General features: G+C 59.9%; 23 protein-coding genes. 12 read left to right on the top strand and 11 right to left on the bottom strand.

The window, feature by feature from the left end:
- Positions 1 to 168: 168 nt before the first annotated feature.
- Positions 169 to 957 (bottom strand): MlaA family lipoprotein, encoded by a 789-nt coding sequence (locus OZ428_RS28010; protein ID WP_269131972.1) that lies wholly within the window; start codon positions 955 to 957, stop codon positions 169 to 171.
- A gap of 164 nt (positions 958 to 1,121) precedes the next feature.
- On the opposite strand from OZ428_RS28010, the gene OZ428_RS28005 reads away from it, so the two are divergent.
- Positions 1,122 to 1,832 carry a response regulator gene (locus OZ428_RS28005; RefSeq protein ID WP_033896231.1) on the top strand — a complete coding sequence of 237 codons (711 nt, stop codon included), beginning with the start codon at positions 1,122 to 1,124 and terminating at the stop codon, positions 1,830 to 1,832.
- Positions 1,829 to 3,148, top strand: coding sequence for a sensor histidine kinase (locus OZ428_RS28000; RefSeq protein WP_269131971.1), 1,320 nt, complete (start codon positions 1,829 to 1,831; stop codon positions 3,146 to 3,148). The genes OZ428_RS28005 and OZ428_RS28000 overlap by 4 nt, the downstream gene beginning before the upstream one ends.
- 116 nt (positions 3,149 to 3,264) lie before the next feature.
- Here the strand turns inward: OZ428_RS28000 and OZ428_RS27995 are convergent, their stop codons facing one another.
- The 3 genes from OZ428_RS27995 to OZ428_RS27985 form a co-directional block, all read right to left on the bottom strand.
- Positions 3,265 to 5,508 (bottom strand): ATP-binding protein, encoded by a 2,244-nt coding sequence (locus OZ428_RS27995; RefSeq protein WP_269131970.1) that lies wholly within the window; start codon positions 5,506 to 5,508, stop codon positions 3,265 to 3,267.
- Positions 5,505 to 6,119 (bottom strand): biliverdin-producing heme oxygenase, encoded by a 615-nt coding sequence (locus tag OZ428_RS27990; protein WP_269131969.1) that lies wholly within the window; start codon positions 6,117 to 6,119, stop codon positions 5,505 to 5,507. The genes OZ428_RS27995 and OZ428_RS27990 overlap by 4 nt, the downstream gene beginning before the upstream one ends.
- A 194-nt stretch (positions 6,120 to 6,313) precedes the next feature.
- A complete protein-coding gene (locus tag OZ428_RS27985; RefSeq protein WP_016979625.1) occupies positions 6,314 to 6,694 on the bottom strand; it encodes a response regulator in 381 nt (126 codons plus the stop codon).
- 200 nt (positions 6,695 to 6,894) lie between these two features.
- Here OZ428_RS27985 and OZ428_RS27980 point away from each other — a divergent pair, with 200 nt between their 5' ends.
- Positions 6,895 to 7,272 (top strand): c-type cytochrome, encoded by a 378-nt coding sequence (locus OZ428_RS27980; RefSeq protein ID WP_028617863.1) that lies wholly within the window; start codon positions 6,895 to 6,897, stop codon positions 7,270 to 7,272.
- Here OZ428_RS27980 and OZ428_RS27975 read toward each other — a convergent pair whose 3' ends face one another.
- The 5 genes from OZ428_RS27975 to OZ428_RS27955 are packed head-to-tail and all read right to left on the bottom strand — an operon-like array spanning position 7,273 to position 11,985.
- The gene (locus tag OZ428_RS27975) at positions 7,273 to 9,294 is read right to left on the bottom strand and encodes an LTA synthase family protein (protein ID WP_269131968.1); all 2,022 of its coding nucleotides are present in this window, start codon (positions 9,292 to 9,294) and stop codon (positions 7,273 to 7,275) included. It lies immediately after the preceding gene.
- Entirely contained in the window at positions 9,291 to 9,884 is a 594-nt protein-coding gene (locus tag OZ428_RS27970) for a hypothetical protein (protein WP_269131967.1), read from the bottom strand. The genes OZ428_RS27975 and OZ428_RS27970 overlap by 4 nt, the downstream gene beginning before the upstream one ends.
- Positions 9,884 to 11,152, bottom strand: a complete 1,269-nt coding sequence (locus tag OZ428_RS27965; protein WP_269131966.1) for a sialidase family protein — start codon at positions 11,150 to 11,152, stop codon at positions 9,884 to 9,886. Before OZ428_RS27965 ends, OZ428_RS27970 begins: the two co-directional genes overlap by 1 nt.
- Before the next feature lie 21 nt (positions 11,153 to 11,173).
- Positions 11,174 to 11,719 (bottom strand): cytochrome b/b6 domain-containing protein, encoded by a 546-nt coding sequence (locus tag OZ428_RS27960; RefSeq protein ID WP_269131965.1) that lies wholly within the window; start codon positions 11,717 to 11,719, stop codon positions 11,174 to 11,176.
- Complete coding sequence (locus OZ428_RS27955) at positions 11,719 to 11,985, bottom strand: PepSY domain-containing protein (RefSeq protein ID WP_033896240.1); 267 nt, start codon at positions 11,983 to 11,985, stop codon at positions 11,719 to 11,721. Before OZ428_RS27955 ends, OZ428_RS27960 begins: the two co-directional genes overlap by 1 nt.
- A gap of 147 nt (positions 11,986 to 12,132) precedes the next feature.
- On the opposite strand from OZ428_RS27955, the gene OZ428_RS27950 reads away from it, so the two are divergent.
- The 5 genes from OZ428_RS27950 (at position 12,133) to OZ428_RS27930 (ending at position 16,041) form a co-directional block, all read left to right on the top strand.
- On the top strand, positions 12,133 to 12,795 hold the full coding sequence (locus tag OZ428_RS27950; protein WP_033896241.1) for a response regulator: 663 nt from the start codon (positions 12,133 to 12,135) through the stop codon (positions 12,793 to 12,795).
- Positions 12,792 to 14,147: a sensor histidine kinase gene (locus OZ428_RS27945; protein WP_269131964.1), complete on the top strand. Its 1,356-nt coding sequence runs from the start codon at positions 12,792 to 12,794 to the stop codon at positions 14,145 to 14,147. Before OZ428_RS27950 ends, OZ428_RS27945 begins: the two co-directional genes overlap by 4 nt.
- A gap of 69 nt (positions 14,148 to 14,216) precedes the next feature.
- Positions 14,217 to 14,789: a hypothetical protein gene (locus OZ428_RS27940; RefSeq protein ID WP_269131963.1), complete on the top strand. Its 573-nt coding sequence runs from the start codon at positions 14,217 to 14,219 to the stop codon at positions 14,787 to 14,789.
- A gap of 209 nt (positions 14,790 to 14,998) precedes the next feature.
- Positions 14,999 to 15,469 carry a helix-turn-helix domain-containing protein gene (locus OZ428_RS27935; RefSeq protein WP_269131962.1) on the top strand — a complete coding sequence of 157 codons (471 nt, stop codon included), beginning with the start codon at positions 14,999 to 15,001 and terminating at the stop codon, positions 15,467 to 15,469.
- The gene (locus OZ428_RS27930) at positions 15,466 to 16,041 is read left to right on the top strand and encodes a PIN domain-containing protein (RefSeq protein WP_269131961.1); all 576 of its coding nucleotides are present in this window, start codon (positions 15,466 to 15,468) and stop codon (positions 16,039 to 16,041) included. The genes OZ428_RS27935 and OZ428_RS27930 overlap by 4 nt, the downstream gene beginning before the upstream one ends.
- Positions 16,042 to 16,074: 33 nt before the next feature.
- On the opposite strand, the gene OZ428_RS27925 is transcribed toward OZ428_RS27930, so the two are convergent.
- Positions 16,075 to 16,446, bottom strand: a complete 372-nt coding sequence (locus OZ428_RS27925; RefSeq protein WP_269131960.1) for a PH domain-containing protein — start codon at positions 16,444 to 16,446, stop codon at positions 16,075 to 16,077.
- Between the two features lie 127 nt (positions 16,447 to 16,573).
- On the opposite strand from OZ428_RS27925, the gene OZ428_RS27920 reads away from it, so the two are divergent.
- Positions 16,574 to 17,209, top strand: a complete 636-nt coding sequence (locus OZ428_RS27920; protein WP_269131959.1) for a LysE family translocator — start codon at positions 16,574 to 16,576, stop codon at positions 17,207 to 17,209.
- Positions 17,210 to 17,217: 8 nt separating this feature from the next.
- Here OZ428_RS27920 and OZ428_RS27915 read toward each other — a convergent pair whose 3' ends face one another.
- Positions 17,218 to 17,547 (bottom strand): hypothetical protein, encoded by a 330-nt coding sequence (locus OZ428_RS27915; RefSeq protein WP_269131958.1) that lies wholly within the window; start codon positions 17,545 to 17,547, stop codon positions 17,218 to 17,220.
- Between the two features lie 178 nt (positions 17,548 to 17,725).
- On the opposite strand from OZ428_RS27915, the gene OZ428_RS27910 reads away from it, so the two are divergent.
- From OZ428_RS27910 to OZ428_RS27900, 3 genes are all read left to right on the top strand, one after another.
- Positions 17,726 to 18,262 (top strand): sigma-70 family RNA polymerase sigma factor, encoded by a 537-nt coding sequence (locus OZ428_RS27910; protein ID WP_269134230.1) that lies wholly within the window; start codon positions 17,726 to 17,728, stop codon positions 18,260 to 18,262.
- A complete protein-coding gene (locus OZ428_RS27905) occupies positions 18,259 to 19,224 on the top strand; it encodes a FecR domain-containing protein (protein WP_269131957.1) in 966 nt (321 codons plus the stop codon). Before OZ428_RS27910 ends, OZ428_RS27905 begins: the two co-directional genes overlap by 4 nt.
- 92 nt (positions 19,225 to 19,316) lie before the next feature.
- A complete protein-coding gene (locus tag OZ428_RS27900) occupies positions 19,317 to 21,725 on the top strand; it encodes a TonB-dependent siderophore receptor (RefSeq protein ID WP_269131956.1) in 2,409 nt (802 codons plus the stop codon).
- Positions 21,726 to 21,753: the final 28 nt, after the last annotated feature.

The raw sequence follows: 21,753 nt of genomic DNA, 5'->3' as shown, positions 1-21,753 counted from the left end.
GAAAGTTGCCCAGTGAGTGATTGATTGCGCTAAGCATGGATGTTTCCTTCTATAGGAGTAGAGGATTACTTCACCTTTCGCAGCGAAGTGAGATCAAACCTATAGAGGGTGAAAAAGACCGGCTATAAACGCGCTGCTGCAAGATATGACTGGCGTTGGCGCCTTTTTTCAAAAGTCGTCAGAGGCGCCATTCGCGCAACTGTCTAGACCGGGAGATGTAGCGCCTTGCTTGCCTTCCCGCACAAACGCTGCCCGATTTTCCGCCACCACATTACGCAACGCGCTGTAGTAATCCGGCAGTTTCTGCAGGCTGTCGGTGAGCGGCAAGAGCGATGCCCGCGTATCGACCGTACCGCCGACCAGGCTGAGAGTGCCCAGGGTCTGTACCGTATCGCTGTCGCCCAGCGGCGAGACCAGGAAGCTCAAGACCTTGCCTGCTGCGTCCCGGCTGTTGCTGGTGCCCAGCAAGGGCAATTCGACAATGGGGCCGCTGCCCATGCCCCACACGCCGAATGTCTGGCCGAAGTCTGCTGTGTGGCGCGGGATGCCCAGGCGGTCTGACACGTCGAACAACCCCACAACGCCCACCGTCGTGTTCACTGCGAAACGCACCAGGGTATTGACCGAACGTCGCGGGTTGCCTTGCAGCAGATCATGGATAAACACCTTCGGCTCGCTGAAGTTGCTCGCGAAGTTATGCACACCCTGCTGGAAAAAATCCGGCAGGTAACGGTAGCCGCGAGCCACGGGAGCCAGGGCGTAGTCGTCCACCGCACGGTTGAAGGCAAACACCCCCCGGTTGACCGGTTCGGCCGGGTCATACACCGGGTAGTTCACCTGTGCACATTGCGTGGTGGGCGTTACGGGCGCCGGGCTCGCACAGCCCGTCAGGTAAGACACAGTCAGCAACAGCACGGCCTGGCGGGCCAGATGCTGGGGGTAGGTCAGCGAGCGCATGGGCACAGTCTCCGCAAAAGGGAGGCCGATGCTGGCATTGCGGCCTTGCGCAAAGATGTCTGGTTTATTGCGTCGTTGACGCTTTATTGCAGGGTTGAAATATATGACGGGCCGCGCCGAATGGTTTTAGATGGCACCTTGTCCCAGCCCAGTGAAGACCGTCGGTGAGCAACCTGTTGATCGTGGACGATGACCTTGAAGTCCTCGCCCTACTGAAGAAATTTTTCCTGCAACACGGCTATACGGTCGAGACCGTGGCCAGTGGCATCGAACTGTGGGCGGCCATGGAGCGCCAGCCCGCCGACCTGATCATCCTCGACCTGATGCTCCCCGGCGACAACGGCTTGCTGTTGTGCCAGCGCCTGCGGCAGCAATACGCCACGCCGGTGATCATGCTCACCGCCATGGGCGAACTCAGTGACCGTGTTGTGGGCCTGGAAATGGGTGCCGATGATTACCTGAGCAAGCCTTTCGACGCGCGAGAATTGCTGGCCCGAGTGCGTGCGGTGTTGCGCCGGGCGGGGGAGAGCCGGCCGCCCTTGGGCGATGCCGCGCGCCCGCTGATCCGTTTTGCCGGCTGGCAACTGGACCTCACGCGCCGCGAACTGCGTTCGCCCGACCAAGTGATGATCCCATTGTCGTCCGGCGAGTTTGACCTGCTGCTGGTGTTTGTCGAACACCCGCAACGGGTGCTCAGTCGCGAACAACTGCTGAACCTGGCGCGCGGCCACAGCCATGATGCATTCGACCGCAGCATCGACGTGCAAGTGAGCCGCCTGCGTCGCAAGCTGGAATTCGATACCAAGCGCCCGGCGATGATTCGCACGGTGCGCAACGGTGGCTACCAATTCACCGCCAGCGTGACCCGTTCATGAAGCTGCGTCCGAGCGACACCGTGGCGCGCTGGATCGCGCTGACCATCCTGATTGCGATGTTGACTGCGCTGGCGTTCAACGCTTTGTTCGTGCAACTGGCAGGGGTATGGGCCCGACCCCCACTGACCGAAATCGGGTTGTTGGAAAGGATCGCCGTGGTGGTGCGCGTGGTCGAGGCCTCCGAACCGTCGCAACGTTCACATTTGGCCCAAGCAGTCGGTGACGAAGGGTTCACGGTGACGTGGGCCGCCCAGCGCCAGGCCTTGGGGTTGCCCGTTCTGGCCGACCCCGACTTTCACTCGGGCGAGCAGGCCTTCAAGCACCTGCTCCAGGGCCCACCTCGTCCGATGGAGGCGTATGAACCGTCTGACTGGCCCGACGGCAATGGCCGCTACGCGCTGCTGGTGCGACTGGCCGACCAATCCTGGCTGATGTTCAGCGCGCCGTCGCGCAGTTGGGGGCTGGACGATGGTGCACGTAGCCTGATCGTGGCGCTGCTGGTGCTGATCTCGACCGCGCTGGTCACCCTGGTCGCGACCCGTCGCCTGGCCCGACCTCTGCAGCACTTCACTCAGGGCGCGCGGCGCTTTGGTGCCGACTTTCGGGCGCCGCCCATCGAGCCGGTCGGCCCGCACGAAATCCGCCAGGCGATCCTCGCCTTCAACAGCATGCAAGCGCAACTACGGCATTTCATCCAGGACCGCACCCAAATGCTCGCCGCCATTTCCCACGACTTGCGTGCGCCGCTGACCCGGCTGCGTCTGCGCGGTGAGTTCATCGAGGACGCTGATCAACAGCAAAAGCTGTTTCGTGACGTGGACGAAATGCAGGCCATGATCAACACCGCTCTGGAGTTTTTCCGCGATGACGCCCGGCTGGAACAAGCCACCCAACTGGACCTGGCGGAATTACTGCAAACCCTGATCGACGACTACCGTGACCAAGCCATCGAACTGACCTTTTGCGGCCCGCCGCGCCTGGTGTATTTCGGCCGTCCGCTGGGCCTCAAACGCGTGATGACTAACCTGATGGACAACGCGATTCACTACGGCACCGCGCCGCAGATCGAGTTGCAGCAGAAGAATGGAGAGGTGGTGGTTCGAGTACTGGATCGCGGGCCAGGCATTCCCGTTGAGCATCGTGAGCAGGTGTTCCTGCCGTTCTATCGCCTTGAAGGGTCACGCAACAAAAGCACGGGCGGTGTTGGCTTGGGGCTCTCTACCGCTCGGGCGATTGTGCTGGAACATGGCGGCACCTTGACCCTGGCCGAGCGCCAGGGTGGAGGGTTGGAGGCGGTGGTGGTGTTGCCCATTTAAACGTGGCAAGCGAGGATCTTGTGGTGAGCGGGGCAAGCCGGCTCACCACAACAAGCCCGCTCACCACCGACGACCGGTTTCTCACAGAATAGCAATCAGCCCCCGGAGCCGTTCATTCAGGTATGTGAGTCGTCAATCACCTTCGGCACCGTAAATCGAAACTCGCTGCCACGGCCCACCTCACTTTCGGCAACAATCTTGCCGCCATGGGCCTGGACGATGCCTTGTGTGATGTACAACCCCAGCCCGCTGCCGGTCGGGTTGTTTTCCGCCTGGGTCCAGTAGCGGTCGAACACGTGAGGCAGTTGTTCCGGCGCAATACCTTCGCCGGAATCGCGCACCGAGAACACGATTTCTTCGCCATTGCTCATGGCGCTGATCCCGATGTTGCCCTGGCGCGGAGTGAACTTGATGGCGTTGCCGATCAGGTTCGACAGCACCTGGAACAGGCGCTCCGGGTCGGCATTGATTTGCAGGCCCGGTTCGGCGTTGAACGACAGATCGATGCCTTTCTCCATCGCCAGGGGCGCCAGCAACGAGTAGGCCTCGTCGAAAATCTGGCTCACATCCAGGATCACCGGCCGCACCACATAGCGCCCGGCCTCGATTTTCGAGGTGTCGAGCAAGTCTTCCAGCAGCACGTTCATACGTCCGGCGGCCTGTTGCATGGTGTCGATGGCCGAGGAAATCCGCCGCGACGTGTGTGGGCCATCGGAACTGAAGGCCTTCTGCATCATGCCGCACAGCATGGAGATGACCGTCATCGGGTTGCGCAGGTCGTGGGACACCACTGCCACCAGCTCATCGCGGGCGCGCACGGCTTGTTGCTCGCGCAGCACCTGGCGAGCCAGGTCGTTTTCCAGGGCCGAGCGGCGCAGGTCATTGGCGGCAAAGTGGTCGCCATGGCTCCACTTGGTGGAGATGCCGGCCATTTCCACCTTCCAGATTTCAAACGAGGTGCGTGGGCGAAGGCGCAGGCCGGCGTCGGAGTTTTCCAGGTCCAGCGGTTTTTTTGGGTCGCCGCTCCAGTTGATGTTCTCTTTCACTTCCGGGCGGAACCACAGCACGCCGTTATCCACAGGCTTGGGCAGACTCATCGCCAGCACGCCACTGGCTACCTGTTGGAACTCGACGGCCGGCGGGTACACCGACGACAGGTTATGGCTGGAGAACACCGGCTCGCCACCTTCTTGCAGCCACTTGTGCAAGGCACGGATCTGCGCCGGCTCCGGGCAGTTACCGTAGCGGTGCAGTTGCTTGTCTTCGATGATCGCCACACCGCCGGACAGGGTCAGGTCCATCAGTAACTGACCTTGCTGTGCCAGCCCGTCGAACACGTTTTCTTCCGAGCGCTTCATCGCCTGGTCGAGCAAGGCCAGGGCCTCGACTTTCTCTTCACGCTGACGGCTCAGGTCCAGGGCTTCCATGGCGCTGATCTGCAGCGACAGCACCTGGCCGATGGTTTGGCAGGCTGTGCGCAGGTCATTGGGCACCAGCAACGGCTCACGGTTGCCGCAGCTGATCAGGCCCCACAGTTTGTCGCCCTTCATCAGCGAGATACTCATGGACGACAACACACCCATGTTCTGCATGTACTGGCAATGAATCGGCGACACGCTGCGCAGGGTGGCGAAGCTCAAGTCCAACGGCTGGCCGGTGTCCGGGCGCAGCTTGGGCAGCAGAGGCACAGGCTCGTAGGCCGCGTTCGGGATGATGCGTAGCCAATTGGTGCGATACAGCTCACGGGCTTGCTCCGGGATGTCGGACGCGGGGAAGAACAACCCGTTGAACAGTTCCATAGACGGTGCCGACGCTTCGGCGATCACTTGGCCATGGCCTTCGTCTTCGAAGCGATAGATGAGTACCCGGTCGTACCCGGTCATGGCCTGGATTTCATTCACGCTGATTTCGTACAGTGCTTGCAGGGTTTTCGCCGACTGCAAGCGCTGCAGCATTTTGCCCAGGTCACTGGTGCGACCATTCAGCGCCCGTGGGCGGAAATCCTTGAGCAGCGGCTCGAACTCCAGTACCAGCACCTGCTGATGGCGATGCAACAGGCCTTCGAATTCCGCGCCGTTAAACATGACGTGCAAGGGCGGCGCATCGAAAAACGTATTGTTTTGCGCCATGTCGGCAACCGCCTTGGCGCGCTCTGCGCCTACAAGCGTGTGCAGTGGCTGGCCCAGCAACGCCTCGGCGGCATGGCCGAACAAAGTGGCGACGTTGGCGCTGACCTGGATGATGTTCAGGTCCGGCTCCGACAACGTCAGCAGCACGCCGTGGGGCTGGATGGCGCCGGGGAAACGGATGGGCTCGTCGGCACAGTTGGCAAGCAGCTCTTCAAAATCTTCGGGTTTCATAGCAGTACCTCCTGGCTGTCGAGCCATTGCTCAAAGCAGCTGAATGTTGATCGGGCAGCGTCCACTGCGCGCTGTTTGGCTGGCGCGTCGAGTGGCTGGTTGCCCAGGTAATCAAGAAAGTCTTTCCAGCGTCGGCCGGTCTCTACCCCGTAGATATTGAGAAACGCACCGCCGTTGTCGGCATTCACGTTCAGGCGCTGGTCCATTTCCCGGCGCAGTACTTGGCCGCCCAGGGTCGCGCCTTCGAGTACATACAAGGCGCCCAGGCAGGCAGCGGGGGTGTCGAACGTGGGGAGTTCAAGGCAACGGGGCAGGGTGTCGACAGCTCGGTCATCCAGGCCCAAGGCATTGAGATCACTGACCAGCGTCGGCGTTTTCACACGCAACGCGCAGTCATAGCCGTCAGGAATCAAGCCACTGTCGTACAGTGCTGACTCGACTGGGCCATAAAAACCGTAATACGCCTGGAGTAAGCGCTGGTACCAATCGGCATCCAGTTGCTCGGAGAAAAACGGCAGGCGCTTTTCCAGCGCCACATGCAACAGGGCCGTGCCTGTGCGCAACGCTTCCAGCAATGAGGGCGCACCAACGTCATGGGCCTGTGAATGCATTCAATGAGCTCGAACTGTGGGCCTCTCGGCCATGAATGACGCGTGGAAATGGGCGACGATTCTACACACCTCAAAGCCTTATTCTGTACGCACAAGGCGAAAAGGCTGACCAGCGGATCAGAAAAGTCGCTCCTTGCTCATTAATGACCGCAGCGTTTGCCCTGAAGTTCGGTATAAATGATGTCGTGACGCTATCAATGCATGGACGACCCCTGTTGGGTCAGCGCCGTTTGCACACACTCCAGCAAAATCTCGGCACTCCACGGTTTGGGTAGAAACCGTACGGAGCCTCCCAGTTGAGCCGCCAGTTTAGTGTTGCCGGAGGTCAGCAGCACCGGCACCGTTGGCCAACGATGGGCCACCACCCGGCTCAAGTCATAACCATTGAGCAATCCCGGCATCTGGATATCACTGACAATCAAGTCCACCGGATCATCGCCCCGTTCCAGGTAAATCATCCCTTCATCCGCCGAAGGAAACGACGTCACCAGCGCGCCGAAATCCTCCAGTACATCCACCATTAACGATCGAATGATCTCGTCGTCTTCCAACACTAAAATCGATGGCTGAGCCATGATCCTTACTCCACCATCAGGGTTCATAGAGGTGGAGTAGAACACGTCTATATAGGTTCGATTGGATATCTATGGGGCGATGGATGGTCGTTTCAGAGGTGCTATCCGGTAAAGTGCAGGGCTCGCTTCTACGTGCTCAAGGATTGATATGTTTATCCGCGACCCTTTGGTTCCAGAACTGATCTAGAAATGGAGTCCCCATGAAGTACCGTGCTTTGATGACCCTCGCCCTGATCCTCACCACAAGCCCCGCCTTCGCCGCCGGCGACGCCGAGGCCGGCGGCAAGCTCTTCACCAAGACCTGCGGCGGTTGCCACAGCATCGGCGAAGGTGCGCGAGGTGGGTTCGGGCCAGAACTCAACGGCATCATCGGAAGGCCCGCCGGGACCACCACGGACTATCAGTACTCCGACGCGATGAAAAACTCCGGCGTGGTCTGGACCCGGGACAAACTCGCCGCCTACATCGAAGCACCGAAGAAAGTGGTGAGCGGCACGCGCATGATTTTCTGGGGCATCAGTGATCAGGAGAAAATCGAAAACATCCTGGCCTATCTGGAAACCTTTCAACCCAAATGATCACTCGCGTACGTTTCTGAACAGCATCAATCGCGCACTCTCATGCAGCCCTCGGGTCAGCCCCTGCAAGCGCTGAAACTCTTCAGGGTGTTGTTCGGCCACGTCGTCTCGCGGGGTTTGCGACGCCAGGTCATGCAATGTCGGTGAACTACCGTCGTGCTGCATCTGCAACAGGAAGTCCTTTGTTACGCCGCCAATGATCGGGAAAGTCCCTTCGCGCAACACCAGCGGTACCACGCGTTCGCCCTCAGGCGCGGGCTGCTGGATGTCGCGTCCCATCGCGCCGTTGCGAAACGGCATACCGGCCATGCCCGCCACGGTGGGCAGCAGGTCGGCCAGGCCCACAGCTTCTTCAATCACCCGAGGTTCCAGGCCGGGGGCGTGGATCAGCAGCGGTACGTTGTTACTCTCCAAACCCAGTTGCTCGAACGCCGGCGCCATGTGCGGGATCTGGCTGATGCGCGTGTTGTGGTCACCAAAGAACACAAAGATGCTGTTGTCATACCAGCCGCCGGCCTTGGCGATGTCCATCAGGCGACCGATGTTGTAGTCCAACAGGCGTACCGCGTTGTACTGCTCGACGCTGCGCGAACCGGCGGCCTGGACCTGTTCCAGGGTCACGTCCTTTATCTGGAAACCGTCGTTCTGCTTGGGAATGGTGAACGGGCGATGGTTGCCGGAGGTTTGCAGGTAGGCGAAGAACGGCTGGTCCTTGGGCACGCCGCGCAGCAACACGTCGCCTTCCTTGAACAGGTCCAGGTCGGAAATGCCCCACACGTCCACCCGTGGTGAACGCCAGTGGCTTTCGTCATACAACTGCACGCCGTCGATGCTCTGGCGGATCAGTGCATTGATATTCGCCCAGCCGGCGTTGCCGCCGATCATGTAGAACTTCTGGTAACCCTCGAACGCGTTGATCAGCGTGTGCTGCCGGGTGATCAGCGGGTTGCGCGTGGCGGTTTCCTGGCGTGTCACGTCCGGCACGCCGCTGATGCTCGCCCACACGGTCTTGGCGGTGCCGGTGACGGGTACGTAGAAGTGTTTGAAGAACCAGCTCTGGCTGGCGAGTTTGTCCAGGTTTGGCGTGGGGTTCAGCGGGTTGCCGTAGGCACCGACGGCGCTGGTGCCGAGGGATTCAAGCATCACGAAAACTACGTTGGGCGGGCGCTCGCTGGCCAGTCGGTAGGGTTGCACGCCTTGTTCGCGGGTGAAGTTCAGTTGCTGCGCGTCGGGCTGATCAACTCCCAGGTAGTGGGCGATTTGCGGGTAATGCTCGCGCACTTGGGCTTCATCGAATTGCGATTGGCCGACCTTGAGCGTGTCGTACAGGAACAGCACCGGGTTCAGGCCCACGGCGGCCACCTGGCTATTGCCGGAGAAGAACGCATCGCTCCAGCGCAGGGGCACCGGGTTTTCCAGGTTCAGGTTGGCGACGCGGCCGAGCAGGGCCAGCAGCACCACGACAATGCCGATCGCCGAGACCGATGCCAGGGTCCACTTGCCGATGACGGTGTTGGGTCGATCCAGGGTCAGGCGCTCCAGGCACACCAGCGCCCACACCCACAGCGCCACTGCCGCCAGCCAGCAAGTGGTTATCCACAGCACTGGGTAGGTTTCCCATACCATCTGTTGAGATATCTGCGCGTCTTGCAGGTAGCGCAGCACTGTTGCGTTGATGCGGACGCCGAGGTAGGCGTAATGGCCGAAGTCGATGATGTAGACGAGGCCCACCAGGGCCAGTGCGACCACCAGATACCCGCGAGCCAGCCAGCGCAGAGCGGGCTGGGTGATGAGGTTCCACCGTGGCAGCCAGGCCAGGAGCGCCAGCGGCAGCAGGATCAACACCGCCAGGCGCAGGTCGAAGCGCAGGCCGATGCCCAGGGTTTCCAGCAGTTGCGGGGTGTTGAATGCCAGGCCGGAAAAGCCCACGACAAATACCAGGCGCAACGCCGCCAGCAACACAAACACCAACCCGATCGCGCCCACGCCGTAGCGCAAGCGGCGTGATTGCAACGCACTCATTGTTGACCTCTCTGCCATTTCAAAAAGACCGCGCTGGCCAGCAACCCCACGGTGGCGATCAGGCAGTAAACCGTCAGCAGTGGGTCCACCAGATAGTCCCAATAGTTTTCCGACGCCTTGAGCCGCAGCGCGAACGCCAGCGTGCCCAGCGCCAACATCCATACCGCCAGCGCATTGCGCAGCCACAGCATCACCAGCGCCGCAATCGCCACCAGCACAATCATCGGACGAGGGTTGAACCCCCAGCGATACGGATCGAAGTACGTCAGCCCCAACGTGGCCGGGTACAGCACCAGGCTCAGCAGCCCGAACACCACCAGCATCTGCACCTGATGGCGGCGATTGAGTGCCTGCACCAAGCCCAGTCGGCACAACCCCACCCACGCCAAAAACACCAAGGTGCTGATCGCCAGGTCATCGGTAAAGCTGCGCACATACGCCGCCAGCGGCAGTTGGTTGATCGGGATGAAACTCACGGCCACCAGCACCGGCAGCAACCACGGCCGCCACGGAGCGGTAAAACGCAGCGCGCACAACGCCACAAACCCCAGCAATACAAAACTCAAATGGGCCTGCCACACCGAAACCATCACAGACGCTCCGCCAGCCAGGCTTCGTTGAAGCTGACATGTTTGATAAAGGTGTTATTCCACGAATAAACCAAGTGGTAGGTGCCGTCTGGGCTACGGCTGAAATACGGGTATTCGTATTCGAAATCGCAGCCGACGGGCTTGCACACGCGGTAGTCCAGGCTGCTGAGAAAGCGTTGTTCCAGGGGCAGGCGTTTCGCGCCGCTGGAGGCGCGGAAACCTTCACCGATGATTGCCTTGTAGGCCTCGGGGGAGAAGGGCTGGCCCAGCGGGTCCGGCGATTGGTCCAACTGCACCACGGTGCGCCACTGGCTGAGCTGGGCGTCTGTGCCGTAAAGGCTGAGTTTGAAGCGGCCGTCTTGCAGGTCGTTGAGTGCCACCAGCAATCCGTCATCTTGCGTGCCCACGGCGGCCAACGACGAATTGGGGTTGGCCGGCTCCAGTGGGTACGGTTCGCTCCAGGTTTTGCCGGCATCAACGGTGCGGCTGGCCAATACGCGGTGATGGGTGTCGCCCGCGTACCGCAACATCGCCACGGCGCGTTGGCCGTCCAGCGGCACGATGGTCGGTTGCAGGGAATGCTTGCCGCGGCTGATGCGGAATTTATCGATCACCGCCCCGTCGGCGCTCAAGTACAGGTACTCGGCAAACTTGCCCATGAATTCGTGATACACCGGCAGGCCGATGGAGCCGTCGGCATGAAACACCGGCGCGGCGCGTACCAGGGTGCTGATATTGAAGAACGGCGAGGTCACCAATTGCCTCGGTGCTGACCAGGTGACGCCAAGGTCATCCGACACCATCACATTGATCGCACTGGCCGCCCAGCCACCGACGGACACCGACACGTAAAACATCCACAGGCGTTTATCTGGCGCCAGCGCAATCACCGGGTTGCCGAGCTTGCGGATATAACGTCGGGTGCCGTCGCGAGTGCTTTCCCGCGTCGCCAGTACGTGCTCGGCGCCCCATTCGCCGCTGCTGGCATCGAAGCGTGCGGTGCGCACCTGCACATCGGCGGCGCCTTCGCGCGAACCGGCAAACCACACCGCCATCAAGTCGCCGCCGGGCAGGGCGGTGACGGACGAAGAGTGCACAAAATCGGTGAGCTGGGTGGACACAAACCGGCTGGTGTAATGCGGGGCCGCCGCCACTTTCGCGGTATTCGGGTTCGCCTGGGCAAATGGCGCCAACACATGGGGCGGATGGCTTTGCCAGGCGGCAAAAAACACCGCCAACAGGCTGCAAATCAATAAGGCGGAGCGCATAGGAGACCTGTGGATAAAGGATTACGGCGCACGTTCATCCGGCAGGCGCTTCCTGCGACCGGTGAGCATGGATAACGGCAGGTTGTCGCGCACCTGGACACTTTCAAACAGCGCGGCCAGCACGTGGAGACACACCAGGCCCAGCAGCGCATTGGCGGCGGTTTCATGGACGTGCAGCGGCCAGTCGGCGCCCCACAGGGCATCGACTTCCTGCATGAGGAAGCCGCTGAATCCGATGGTGAGCAGCGCGAGTAACATCAACAGCATCACCAGCGCGCCAATCGGCGAATGGCCCAGCCGATGTTGCGGCCGGCCATTGAGCAATGAGCGCACGTGGGCATTCAGGCGTTTGGGAGTCGGCCAGAAATCCGCCCAACGCGCACTGCGTGGTCCGACAAATCCCCACACCAAACGCACCAGCAGCCAGGCCATGGCGTAATAGCCCAGCCAGACGTGCCAGTCGTCGCCCGCTTCGTTAAAGAAGTAGTTGGCGACAAAGACCCCGGCGATAGACAGGTGAAACAGCCTCACCAACGGGTCCCACAGGCGCAGGGATTCGCCTGGCATCAGCCTTTGATCTCAGTCTTCACGGCTTTGCCGGTGACGGGGTCGTGGTAGATCTCGACCTTGCGTTTGTCCTTGTCGAAGCCGTAGATCTCGTAGCAGTTGCCGTCGGTGACCTTGAACTTGCTGATGGTATAGCCTTCGGCCTTGAGCTTGTCCTGGAAGGCTTTTTCGTCTTGCCATTGCGAGCGCTCGGCGGTGGTGCACTGCGGGCCGGCAATGGCCAGTGGGCTGGCGAGAATCAGGGACAACAGGAGAATTTTGCGCATGGAAAAGCTCTCAGCAGATGTGGGAGGTTTCACAGTGCAAAACCAACCTTAGTGCAACCTTAGTTGGCAACGAGCCGTAACATCTTTGTAGGAATTTTCCTGGCTATAACCCGGCATGATGCCGCCGTTTCCCACAGAGATTTCGTGATGCGCCTACTCCTTGTCGAAGATGACCGCGCCCTCGGCCAAGGGATTCGCGTGGCCTTGGCGGCCGAAGGCTATACCCTCGATTGGCTGCACGACGGCGTCGCTGCCTTGCATGCGTTGCGTACGGAAGCCTTCGATTTGCTGCTGCTTGATCTGGGCCTGCCACGTCTTGATGGTCTCGACCTGTTGCAGCAACTGCGCGCCGAGCAGCATGACCTGCCGGTGCTGATCCTCACCGCTCGCGACGGCACCGCGGAACGCATCGCTGGCCTGGATGCGGGCGCTGACGACTATCTGGTCAAGCCTTTCGACGTCGAGGAACTCAAGGCTCGCGTGCGTGCCCTGTTGCGCCGCAGCCAGGGCCGCGCGCAACCGATGCTGGAGCACGCCGGCATCAGCCTCGACCCGGCGACCCAGCAAGTGCGTTTTCAGGATGGGGAAATCATCGTGACGCCGATGGAGTACCAACTGTTGCATCAACTGATGGTGCGCCCCGGCAAAGTCGTGACCCGCGAGCGCTTGTCCCGTGCGCTGTACGGCTGGCAGGACCGGGTCGAGAGCAACACCTTGGAAGTGTTGATCCACAACCTGCGCAAAAAGTTATCCACCGAGCTGATCCGCACCGTGCGTGGTGTTGGCTATGTGCTGGTGCTCACGCCATGAACTCGGTGCGGGGGCGCATCCTCGTTCCGGTGCTGGTGCTGATCCTGTTGGGCGATGCCCTGATCAGTTGGCTGGTATTACGCGACAGCCACCACGAAATCGAAGAAGTCTACGACGCCCAACTCGCCCAAAGCGCCCGCCTGCTGCAAGGTGTACTGCGCCAACGCGACCCCGGCGACGCCGATTGGGACCGGTTGCATGAGGCGTTTGATCAGGCCATGAGTCGTGTGGGCGAGGAGGGCGTTGCCCATCCCTATGAAACACGCCTGACGTTCCAGATATGGCGCACGGACGGCCAACTGTTGGTGCGCTCCGCTGAAGCGCCAATCCTCAGTGTGCCGCCTGCGACGCTCGGCTCCCATGACCTGATGGACAATGGCCACGACTGGTGCGCTTTCCTCCTCGCCGACCCGCAGCAAGGCTTGCTCATTTGGGTGGGCGAACGCGATGACATTCGCCAGGACGTGATCCAGCGCATCATGCGTCACACCCTCTGGCCCACGTTGATTGGCGTGCCGCTGCTGACGCTGTTGATCTGGCTGGTCATCGGCTGGGGCCTCAAGCCCTTGCGCGCCATGGCCCTGTCGATTCGCGGGCGTAACACCGACACTCTGCAGCCGCTGCACCTCAAGCCTTTGCCCAACGACCTGGAACCGATGCAGACCGCGTTGAACCGATTGCTGGTCCAGGTAGACGATTTACTCGAACGTGAACGCCGCTTCATCGCCGACGCCGCCCATGAGTTGCGCACGCCCTTGGCGATTTTGCGCATCCATGCACAGAACGCCCAAAGCGCCGAGACACCCGAGCAACGCCGCGAGGCCTTGGACTTTTTGGTCAACGGCGTCGACCGCGCCACGCGCATCGGCAGCCAGTTGCTGACCATGGCCCGTATCGAGCCGCAACTGCACAACCCCAAGTGCATCCCTGTGCAACTCACCGAGCTGGTGCGCGAAGAACTGGCGGAATTGACCCCGCTGGCCATGGAAAAAGGCGTGGAACTGGTGCTGGAAGGCAATGAGGAGTGCTGGGTTGAAACCGAACCGGTGGCCTTGGCCATTGCGCTGCAAAACCTGGTGACCAATGCCCTCAACTTCTCCCCTGCCGGCAGCGAAGTGAAGGTGGTGATTGGCGCCAACGGCCTCAGTGTGGAAGACCAGGGGCCGGGCATTGACGAGGCAGAAATGGGGCGCCTGTTCGAACGCTTCTACAGTCGAGGCAATGCCAATGGCGCGGGGCTGGGCTTGGCGATTGTCGAAATGATCGTGGGTAAGATCGGCTGTCGGTTGGCGCTTTATAACCGGGAGCAAGGTGGGTTGCGCGCGCAGTTGGTGTTTAACGAATCGGCATAGGTGGAGGAACATTCTGTTTAAACGCGGGTCCAGTCAATACTCACTCTCACCCCGATAAGGACATCCCCCGTGAAGCGAATCGCGCTGCTCTCCATCGCCCTGGCCCTGGGCGCCTGCCAATCCAACCAACGCGACTCGTCGCCCAGCCTGTTCAAGGACGGCATCCAACTGCGCCAGAAAACCGTGGCCGTGGATGCGGAGCACGCCAAGGTCATCATGAAGGCCACCGGCGGCACCAACCCCGTCGAATTCGCCATCCGCCGCGAAGGCGACCCCGACCAACGCCTGGAAACCCTCGGCACTGTGATGGATACCGGTGAAGGGAAAGTCTTCAACTGGATTGCCAAGGTCAACCAGACGGTGGCGAGTGCGGGGTTCAAGCGGTTTCCACAATTGGAGATTCAGGCGGACCCTGGCAAGAAACTCACCGTGTCCAGCTCGGCGAGAAGCCAAGGCAATGGGGTTTACTACAGCTGCGGGCCGGTGATGAGCACGTTCAGCCCGGAGAAGGCGAAGGTGTATTTGGTGGAGTTCCAGTTCCGGCTCAACCGTGCGGCGTGTGCGCTGCAGGTGTTTGATATTACGGATCCGGAGAATCGGGTGTTGGTTGGGGGAGAGGGGAGTGAGGTGAAGGAGGGGTAAGGGGCGAGGGGGACGACCAACCCTCATTCGCAAGCTCTGAGATGAATCGCTCCGGGTTCTCTAGACACCTTATGTCGGCATAAATCGGTGATTGGTGTGCGAAAAGTGGACAAGGGCTTCGGTCGGTAGCTATGTTTCGAATATTGCGATTTTCGTTTGTTTCGTTTAGCTTTGGTCGTAACTGAGTTATGTGTCGCCGGAGTTGCATCATGATCACCAACCACCTTCCCAAAACGATCCTTCCGCTGGAAAAGGAAGTCGAAGCGGCCGTACAAGGTCAGCGCGAATTGGCGTCTCTGTTGTCGACCAAATTCGAAACCCAGCGAATCGATATCTTCGACAAAGAAGACAAGCCCCACACCCTCGTACTCCCAACCTCAGCACTGCGCTTGTTGGTGGATATCCTGGGCGAGTTGGCTATCGGCAATGCCGTCAAGGTAGTCCCTGTGCATGCCGAACTCACCTCGCAGGAGGCCGCCGACCTACTTAACGTTTCACGGCCGCACTTGGTCAAGATGCTGGAAGAAGGTGCCATTCCCTTTACAAAAACCGGTCGGCATCGGCGAATCCGGTTTTCGGATTTGATGGCGTTCAAGCAGAGGCGAACTGAGGAAAGCCAGAGAGCAATGGAGGCGCTTGCTCAACAGGCCCAGGAGTTGGGAATGGGGTATGACGGATGAGGTGTTCGCCTTTTACCGCTGTATATGATGCTTGTGTTCTCTACCCGGCGGCGCTTAGGGATTTGCTGATGTGGCTTGGCTTGTCAGGGTTGTACCGAGCGAGATGGACTAGCCAGATCCATGAGGAGTGGAAGCGCAACGTACTCAAAAACCGGCCCGACCTCACGGCTGAGCAAGTGAATTGCACGTCTGAGTTGATGGACAAGGCCATACCTGACGCTTTGGTTACGGCGTACGAGGACTTGTGTTCGAGTTTGGATTTGCCTGACCCTGACGATCGTCACGTGCTGGCCGCTGCGATACGAAGCAAGGCTGAGGTGATCGTAACCTTCAACTTGAAAGACTTTCCACCGCACATCCTGGCAGCTTATGACATTGAGCCGATGCATCCGGATGACTTTATTTCGGATCTTTGGGATCTGGATCAGGCGGCGGTGTTGGGTGCGGCGCAGAAACAAAGGCGGGCGTTGAGGCGACCTCCGATGGAGGCGGGGAATTATCTTGAGATGTTGATGCGGCAGGGGTTGGTGCAGACGAGTAAGGTACTGGGGCCTTATGAAATGATGTTGTAGTTCTGGAAATATTCATAGTCTTTTTTTCACCGATCAGCCCAACAGGTGCTTGGAAATCAACCGTGAAATTTTGACGATCGAGGTCTTCCCCGTAAACTCGAATTTCACCTTACCCAGCGACGAAAAGTAAATCTCCAACTCCGAATCCAGATCAAACGTCCCGGACGTCTCCACCGAATACGCGACGATGTTCTTGTACGGCAGCGACGTGAAATCCTTCTTGCTACCGGTAATCCCCTGCACATTCACCGCAATAATCCGCTTGGTGGTAAACACCACCCCATCACGCATGGCTTTATACGCATCCACCACTTCTTCGCCCTCCAGCAGCAGGTCGGCGACGCGCTCGGCGTATTCGTTGTTTTGCTTGAGTTTGAAGAAACCTTTGTTGTTGAAGTCGATCATGGGCCTGCCTCTTGGGTGTATGCCGTTTTGCTCGCGGATCTGTATCTAACGCGGGGATTTTGAACGCCCTACCATGGCGGCCAACCTTACAACCTTGGCCAGATGTTTCAAAAAGCGGAGCCCCATCATGCCTGAACTGTCCAACTGGCTGGCCTATGCGCTGATCTCACTCGGCATGGTGCTCACGCCCGGCCCGAATATGATCTACCTCATTTCCCGCTCGATCTGCCAGGGGCGCACGGCCGGATTGATTTCACTGGGCGGCGTGGCGTTGGGTTTTCTGGTTTATATGTTGTGCGCGGCATTGGGGATCACCGCTTTGGTGATGGCGGTGCCCTTCGCCTACGACGCGTTGCGCTTCGGCGGGGCGATGTACCTGGCGTATATGGCTTGGCAGGCGATCCGTCCGGGGGGACGCTCACCGTTCCAGGTGCGGGACCTGCCCAAGGACAGCCCGCGCAAGCTGTTCACCATGGGTCTGGTGACCAATCTGCTAAACCCCAAGGTGGCGGTGATGTACTTGTCGTTGCTGCCCCAATTTATCGACCTGAACGGTCACGGCAGTGTGCTGGTGCAATCGCTGGTGCTGGGTTTCACGCAGATTTTTATCAGTGTGAGCGTCAATGCGGTGATTGCCACGATGGCGGGCTCCATCGCGGTGTTTTTTGTCACCCGGCCGGGGTGGCAGGTGGTGCAGCGTTGGTTGATGGGGTCGGTGTTGATGGGGTTGGCGGTGCGGATGGCGGTGGAAGGGCGGCGGTGAGTTGTGCTTTATAGGACGGCTTTCAGATAGTCCTTGAGTGCGCCGAGCGGGGCGTTGAGTTCATCCAATGTCGACGCTTGGTGTGCATCCACCGCCAGCCGTTGCAGTTCGCGGCCCATCACGGTCTCGGGGCCACCCAGGGAATCGAGCGCCAGCGTCAGGCATTCATTGAGCTTCATCTGAATCCCAACCCAATCCCCCTGCCGCACCAACAACCCAAACACCTCGCGGTCATATCCCTCCATCACCGGATCATCCCGTAAAACCGGGCTGCCGCCGTCCGTCTCGTGCACCAGCTTCAGTGCAAAGAGCGCAACCGCTTCCAGCGTCAATTCCATGGTTTCGGTTCCTCGGCGTCTTTGGGGATAGTAGGGGAGCGCGATGATCCCTGTTCTGTGGCGGAAAAAAAAGACCTGGGGTTACTTGCCTGCTGCAGCAGTGGGGTCGCTTTTGCTCGTTGTAGTGGCCAGTTTTTCTCATTACCATTGGGAACAATTCTTATTCGTAGGGCTTTGTATGCCCCCGCTTCCCGAGCCCGTCGCCGCACCTTTCAGCGTCGGCCGCCTGTATTCGGCCCATCACGGTTGGATTCAACGCTGGCTGGCCCGAAAACTCGGCAATGTCAGTGATGCCGCCGAGCTGGCTCACGATGTCTTCGTCAGGCTGTTGAGCCATCCGCGTGAATTCGGCAGCGAAGGGCATGCGCGTGCGTATCTCAGCACTTTGTCGCGCAATGTGTGCGTGGATTTTTTCCGACGCAAGCAGGTGGAGCAGGCCTGGCTTGAGGTGTTGGCGAGCCGGCCTGAAGACTGTGCGCCTTCGGAGGAGCATCGCGCATTGGTGCTGGAGGCCCTGGTGCATTTGCAGGCGATGCTTGATCGCTTGCCGGTCAAGGTGTCCGAGGCATTCTGCCTGGCTCAGATCGAGGGCTTAAGCTATCGCGAGATCGCGCTGCGTATTGGTGTGAGCGAGCGCACTGTCACCAAATATATTGGCCAGGCCATGTTCCAGTGCATGGTGCTGGAGGCTGAGTTGGACGGTGCCTTGTTATGAGCACTAACCCCGGTGGTCTCGATCACGCCACCTTGCAGCAAGCCGCCGACTGGTTTGCCCGCCTGAGTGCCGAGCCCAATGCCCTGCCGTTGCAGGAGGCCTGGCGCCAATGGCATGCCTACAGTGAGGTCAACCGGCTGGCCTGGAGCTATGTCGCACGTGTAGGACAACGCTTTGCGCCGTTGCAGGACGATGCCGTGGGAGCCACCAAGACGCTGGAGAGTCTGCGACATTCTCAGCGTTCGCGGCGCCAGGTGTTGCGCGGGTTGTCGGTGGTCATGGGCGGTACGCTGTTGGGGTGGGCCGGTTGGCAACAGCGCTGGTTATCGGGGGGCTGGAACACGGATTTCCATACGAGCACCACTGTGTCGGGCGAGCAACTGTTGGCCGACGGGACGCGCATCTGGCTTAACAGCGGTACGGCGTTGGATGTGAATTTCAGCGCCAGCCAGCGCGAGTTGAAACTCTACAGCGGCGAAATCCTGATCAACACCGGCAAGGACGGGCGACCGTTCGTGGTGCAAACACCCCAAGGCCGTTTGCGTCCGTTGGGGACGCGCTTCAGTGTGCGTGAACAGGACGGGCACACGTTGCTCAATGTGTTCGAGGGCAGTGTGGAGGCTGCCTGTGGGGACACTGATCAACGCCGCATCCTATCGGCGGGGCAGGGCGTCCTATTTGATCGACAGCGTCTGGCCGCAACGCAACGTGCTCTACCTGGGCGCGAGGCTTGGTCAAAAGGCGTGCTGATGGCGAACGATATGCGGCTGGGGGACTTCATTGGTGAACTCGCCAGCTACCGACATGGCCATCTGGGCGTCGACCCCCAGGTCGCGAATCTTCGGGTGATGGGCACTTATCCACTGCAAGACACCGATCAGGTACTGGCAATGCTTGAGCAGGTCTTGCCCGTGCGCATCGAGCGGCGCTTCGCCTGGTGGACCACGGTGGTTGCGCGCTGAAATTTTTTTGCATCTTGTGCTTCCGGTTTTAATTGCTCATACGAATTAGAGAAGGACAACGGCTTGACGCCTCCTTCGACCGGAACTGTTTTATGTCCTCATTCCTGCGTAACTCACCACAACCTTTGGCGCTGGCTATCGCGTTTGCCTTGGTCATCCCCGCCAGCCTGGGCATGGCGCCATTCGTGGCAGCCGCTGAGCAGTCGAGCGTACAGACCTACGATCTGCCCGGCGGTGCCTTGGCCGACCAACTCAACCAGCTCGCCGCCCAAGCCGGCATCTACCTGGCGGGCAATGCCGCGCTCACCGCCGGCAAGACCGGTCCGACGCTGCGCGGCAGTTACACGATTGACCAGGCGCTGCAAACGCTATTGGTGGGGAGTGACCTCACGGTAGTGCAGACCGGCGAGGGGCGCTATCAACTACAGCCGGGTGCAGGCGGCGCGTTGCAACTGGGTACGGTGTCGATCTCCGGCATGGCACCGGGTTCGACGACCGAAGGCACCGGTTTGTACACCACGTACTCGTCCAGCAGTTCGACGCGGTTGAACCTCACGCAGAAAGAAACCCCGCAATCGCTCACGGTGATCACCCGCCAGCGCCTTGATGACCAGAAACTCACCAACCTTACCGAAGTGCTGGAAGCCACGCCGGGCATCACTGTGCTGCGCGTCGGCGTGGGCGCGGAGAACGATACTTACTGGTCCCGTGGTTTTCAGATCAACAACTTCGAAATCGATGGCGTCCCCACCTCGGCGCGGTTGGACAACACCACGCAGAACACTGCGATGTACGATCGTGTTGAAGTGGTGCGCGGCGCCACCGGGTTGATCAGCGGTTCGGGTACGCCCTCAGCGACTATTAACCTGATCCGCAAGCGCCCGACCGCCGAAACCCAGGCCAGCATCACTGGCGAGGCGGGCAGTTGGGACCGGTATGGCACCGGTTTTGATGTATCCGGGCCCTTGAACGACAGCGGCAATCTTCGCGGGCGCCTGGTGGTGGACTATAAGAAGCAGAACTCCTGGGTCGACCGCGTCAACACCGACTCGCAACTGGTGTACGGCATTTCCGAGTTTGACCTGAGCGACGCCACCATGCTCACGTTGGGTTTCAGCTATATCAACAATCAGGTCAACGACCCGCTGCGCACCGGCTTCCAGATGTTCTACAGCAATGGCAATCGCACAAACTTCAGCCGCTCCGCCAACAGTGCACCGGACTGGGCTTACAACGATCGCAAGCAGACCAACGTCTTCACTTCTATAGAGCACCAGTTCGATAACGGCTGGAGTGGCAAGGTGGAAGTCAGTCACACCCAGAATGAATTCGACGAACTGATCAACTATATGAATGGTGATATCGACCAGGTCACGGGACAGGGCGCCTATCTATATCCCAACCGCTGGTCCGGCACGCCGCGCCAGAACAACCTTGATGCTTACCTTACCGGCCCTTTCAGCCTGTTTGGGCGCGAGCATGAGTTGATCGCTGGCGTCACGATGTCGCGCTATAACGAAAATACCCCGAGCCACGGCGGTTGGTTTGGTTCCTGGACCGGCTACGACGGTACTGTGCCTAACATTTTCAACTGGAACGGCAGCGGCGCCAACCGCCCGGATACCACGCCCGTTGGTAAGACGCATATTGAAGAAAACCAATACGCCGCCTACCTGACCTCGCGCTTTCATGTCACCGACAGTACTGCCGTCATCCTCGGCAGTCGCGTCACCGACTGGAAGCGCAATAACGAAGTCAGCGTGTACGCTGATCCGACCCAGAACACCGAAAGCAAGGAAACCCGCAACGGGGTCTTCCTGCCGTACGCCGGTATTGTCTATGACCTGAGCGACACTTGGGCGGTGTACGCCAGCTACACCAAAATATTCAACCCGCAGGCCTATGGCGTTCACGACGAAAACAACAAAGCCCTCGACCCGCAGGAAGGCACCGGCTACGAGGTCGGGATAAAAGGCAGTTTCAACGACGACAAACTCAATGCCAGCCTGGCGCTGTTCAAGATCGACCAGGACAACCTGGCGGTATACGTGCGTGCGCCGGATATCTACCGCCTGGAACAGGGCACTACCACCAAAGGCGTCGAGTTGGAGCTTAACGGTGAGTTGAACGAAGGCTGGCAGGCGTCGGCGGGGTATGCGTACAGCGTGAGCACCAATCAGGACGATCAGCGCATTGTCACGACCAGCCCGCGGCATAGTCTCAAGACGTTCACCACTTACCGGCTGCCGGGAGTGTTCGACAAGCTCACTGTGGGCGGCGGCGTGAACTGGCAGAGCAAGACGGGGATGGACCTGCACACGTTTGAGCAGGGGAGTTATGCGCTGACCAATGTGATGGCGCGGTACGACATCAGCAAGAACCTGAGTGCCACGCTGAATGTGAATAACGTATTTGATCGCAGCTACTATGCGTATGCGGACAGCTGGAGTGTTTATGGCGCGCCGCGCAATTTCATGACGAGTTTCAAGTACACCTTCTGACGGTGCCGCCTGGACGGGCTCTTCGGTT

Origin of the sequence: Pseudomonas sp. GXZC (assembly GCF_026967615.1) — a bacterium.
GTDB classification, from domain to species: Bacteria; Pseudomonadota; Gammaproteobacteria; order Pseudomonadales; family Pseudomonadaceae; genus Aquipseudomonas; species Aquipseudomonas azotoformans_A.
This window is presented reverse-complemented; position numbering and strand designations above follow the sequence as displayed.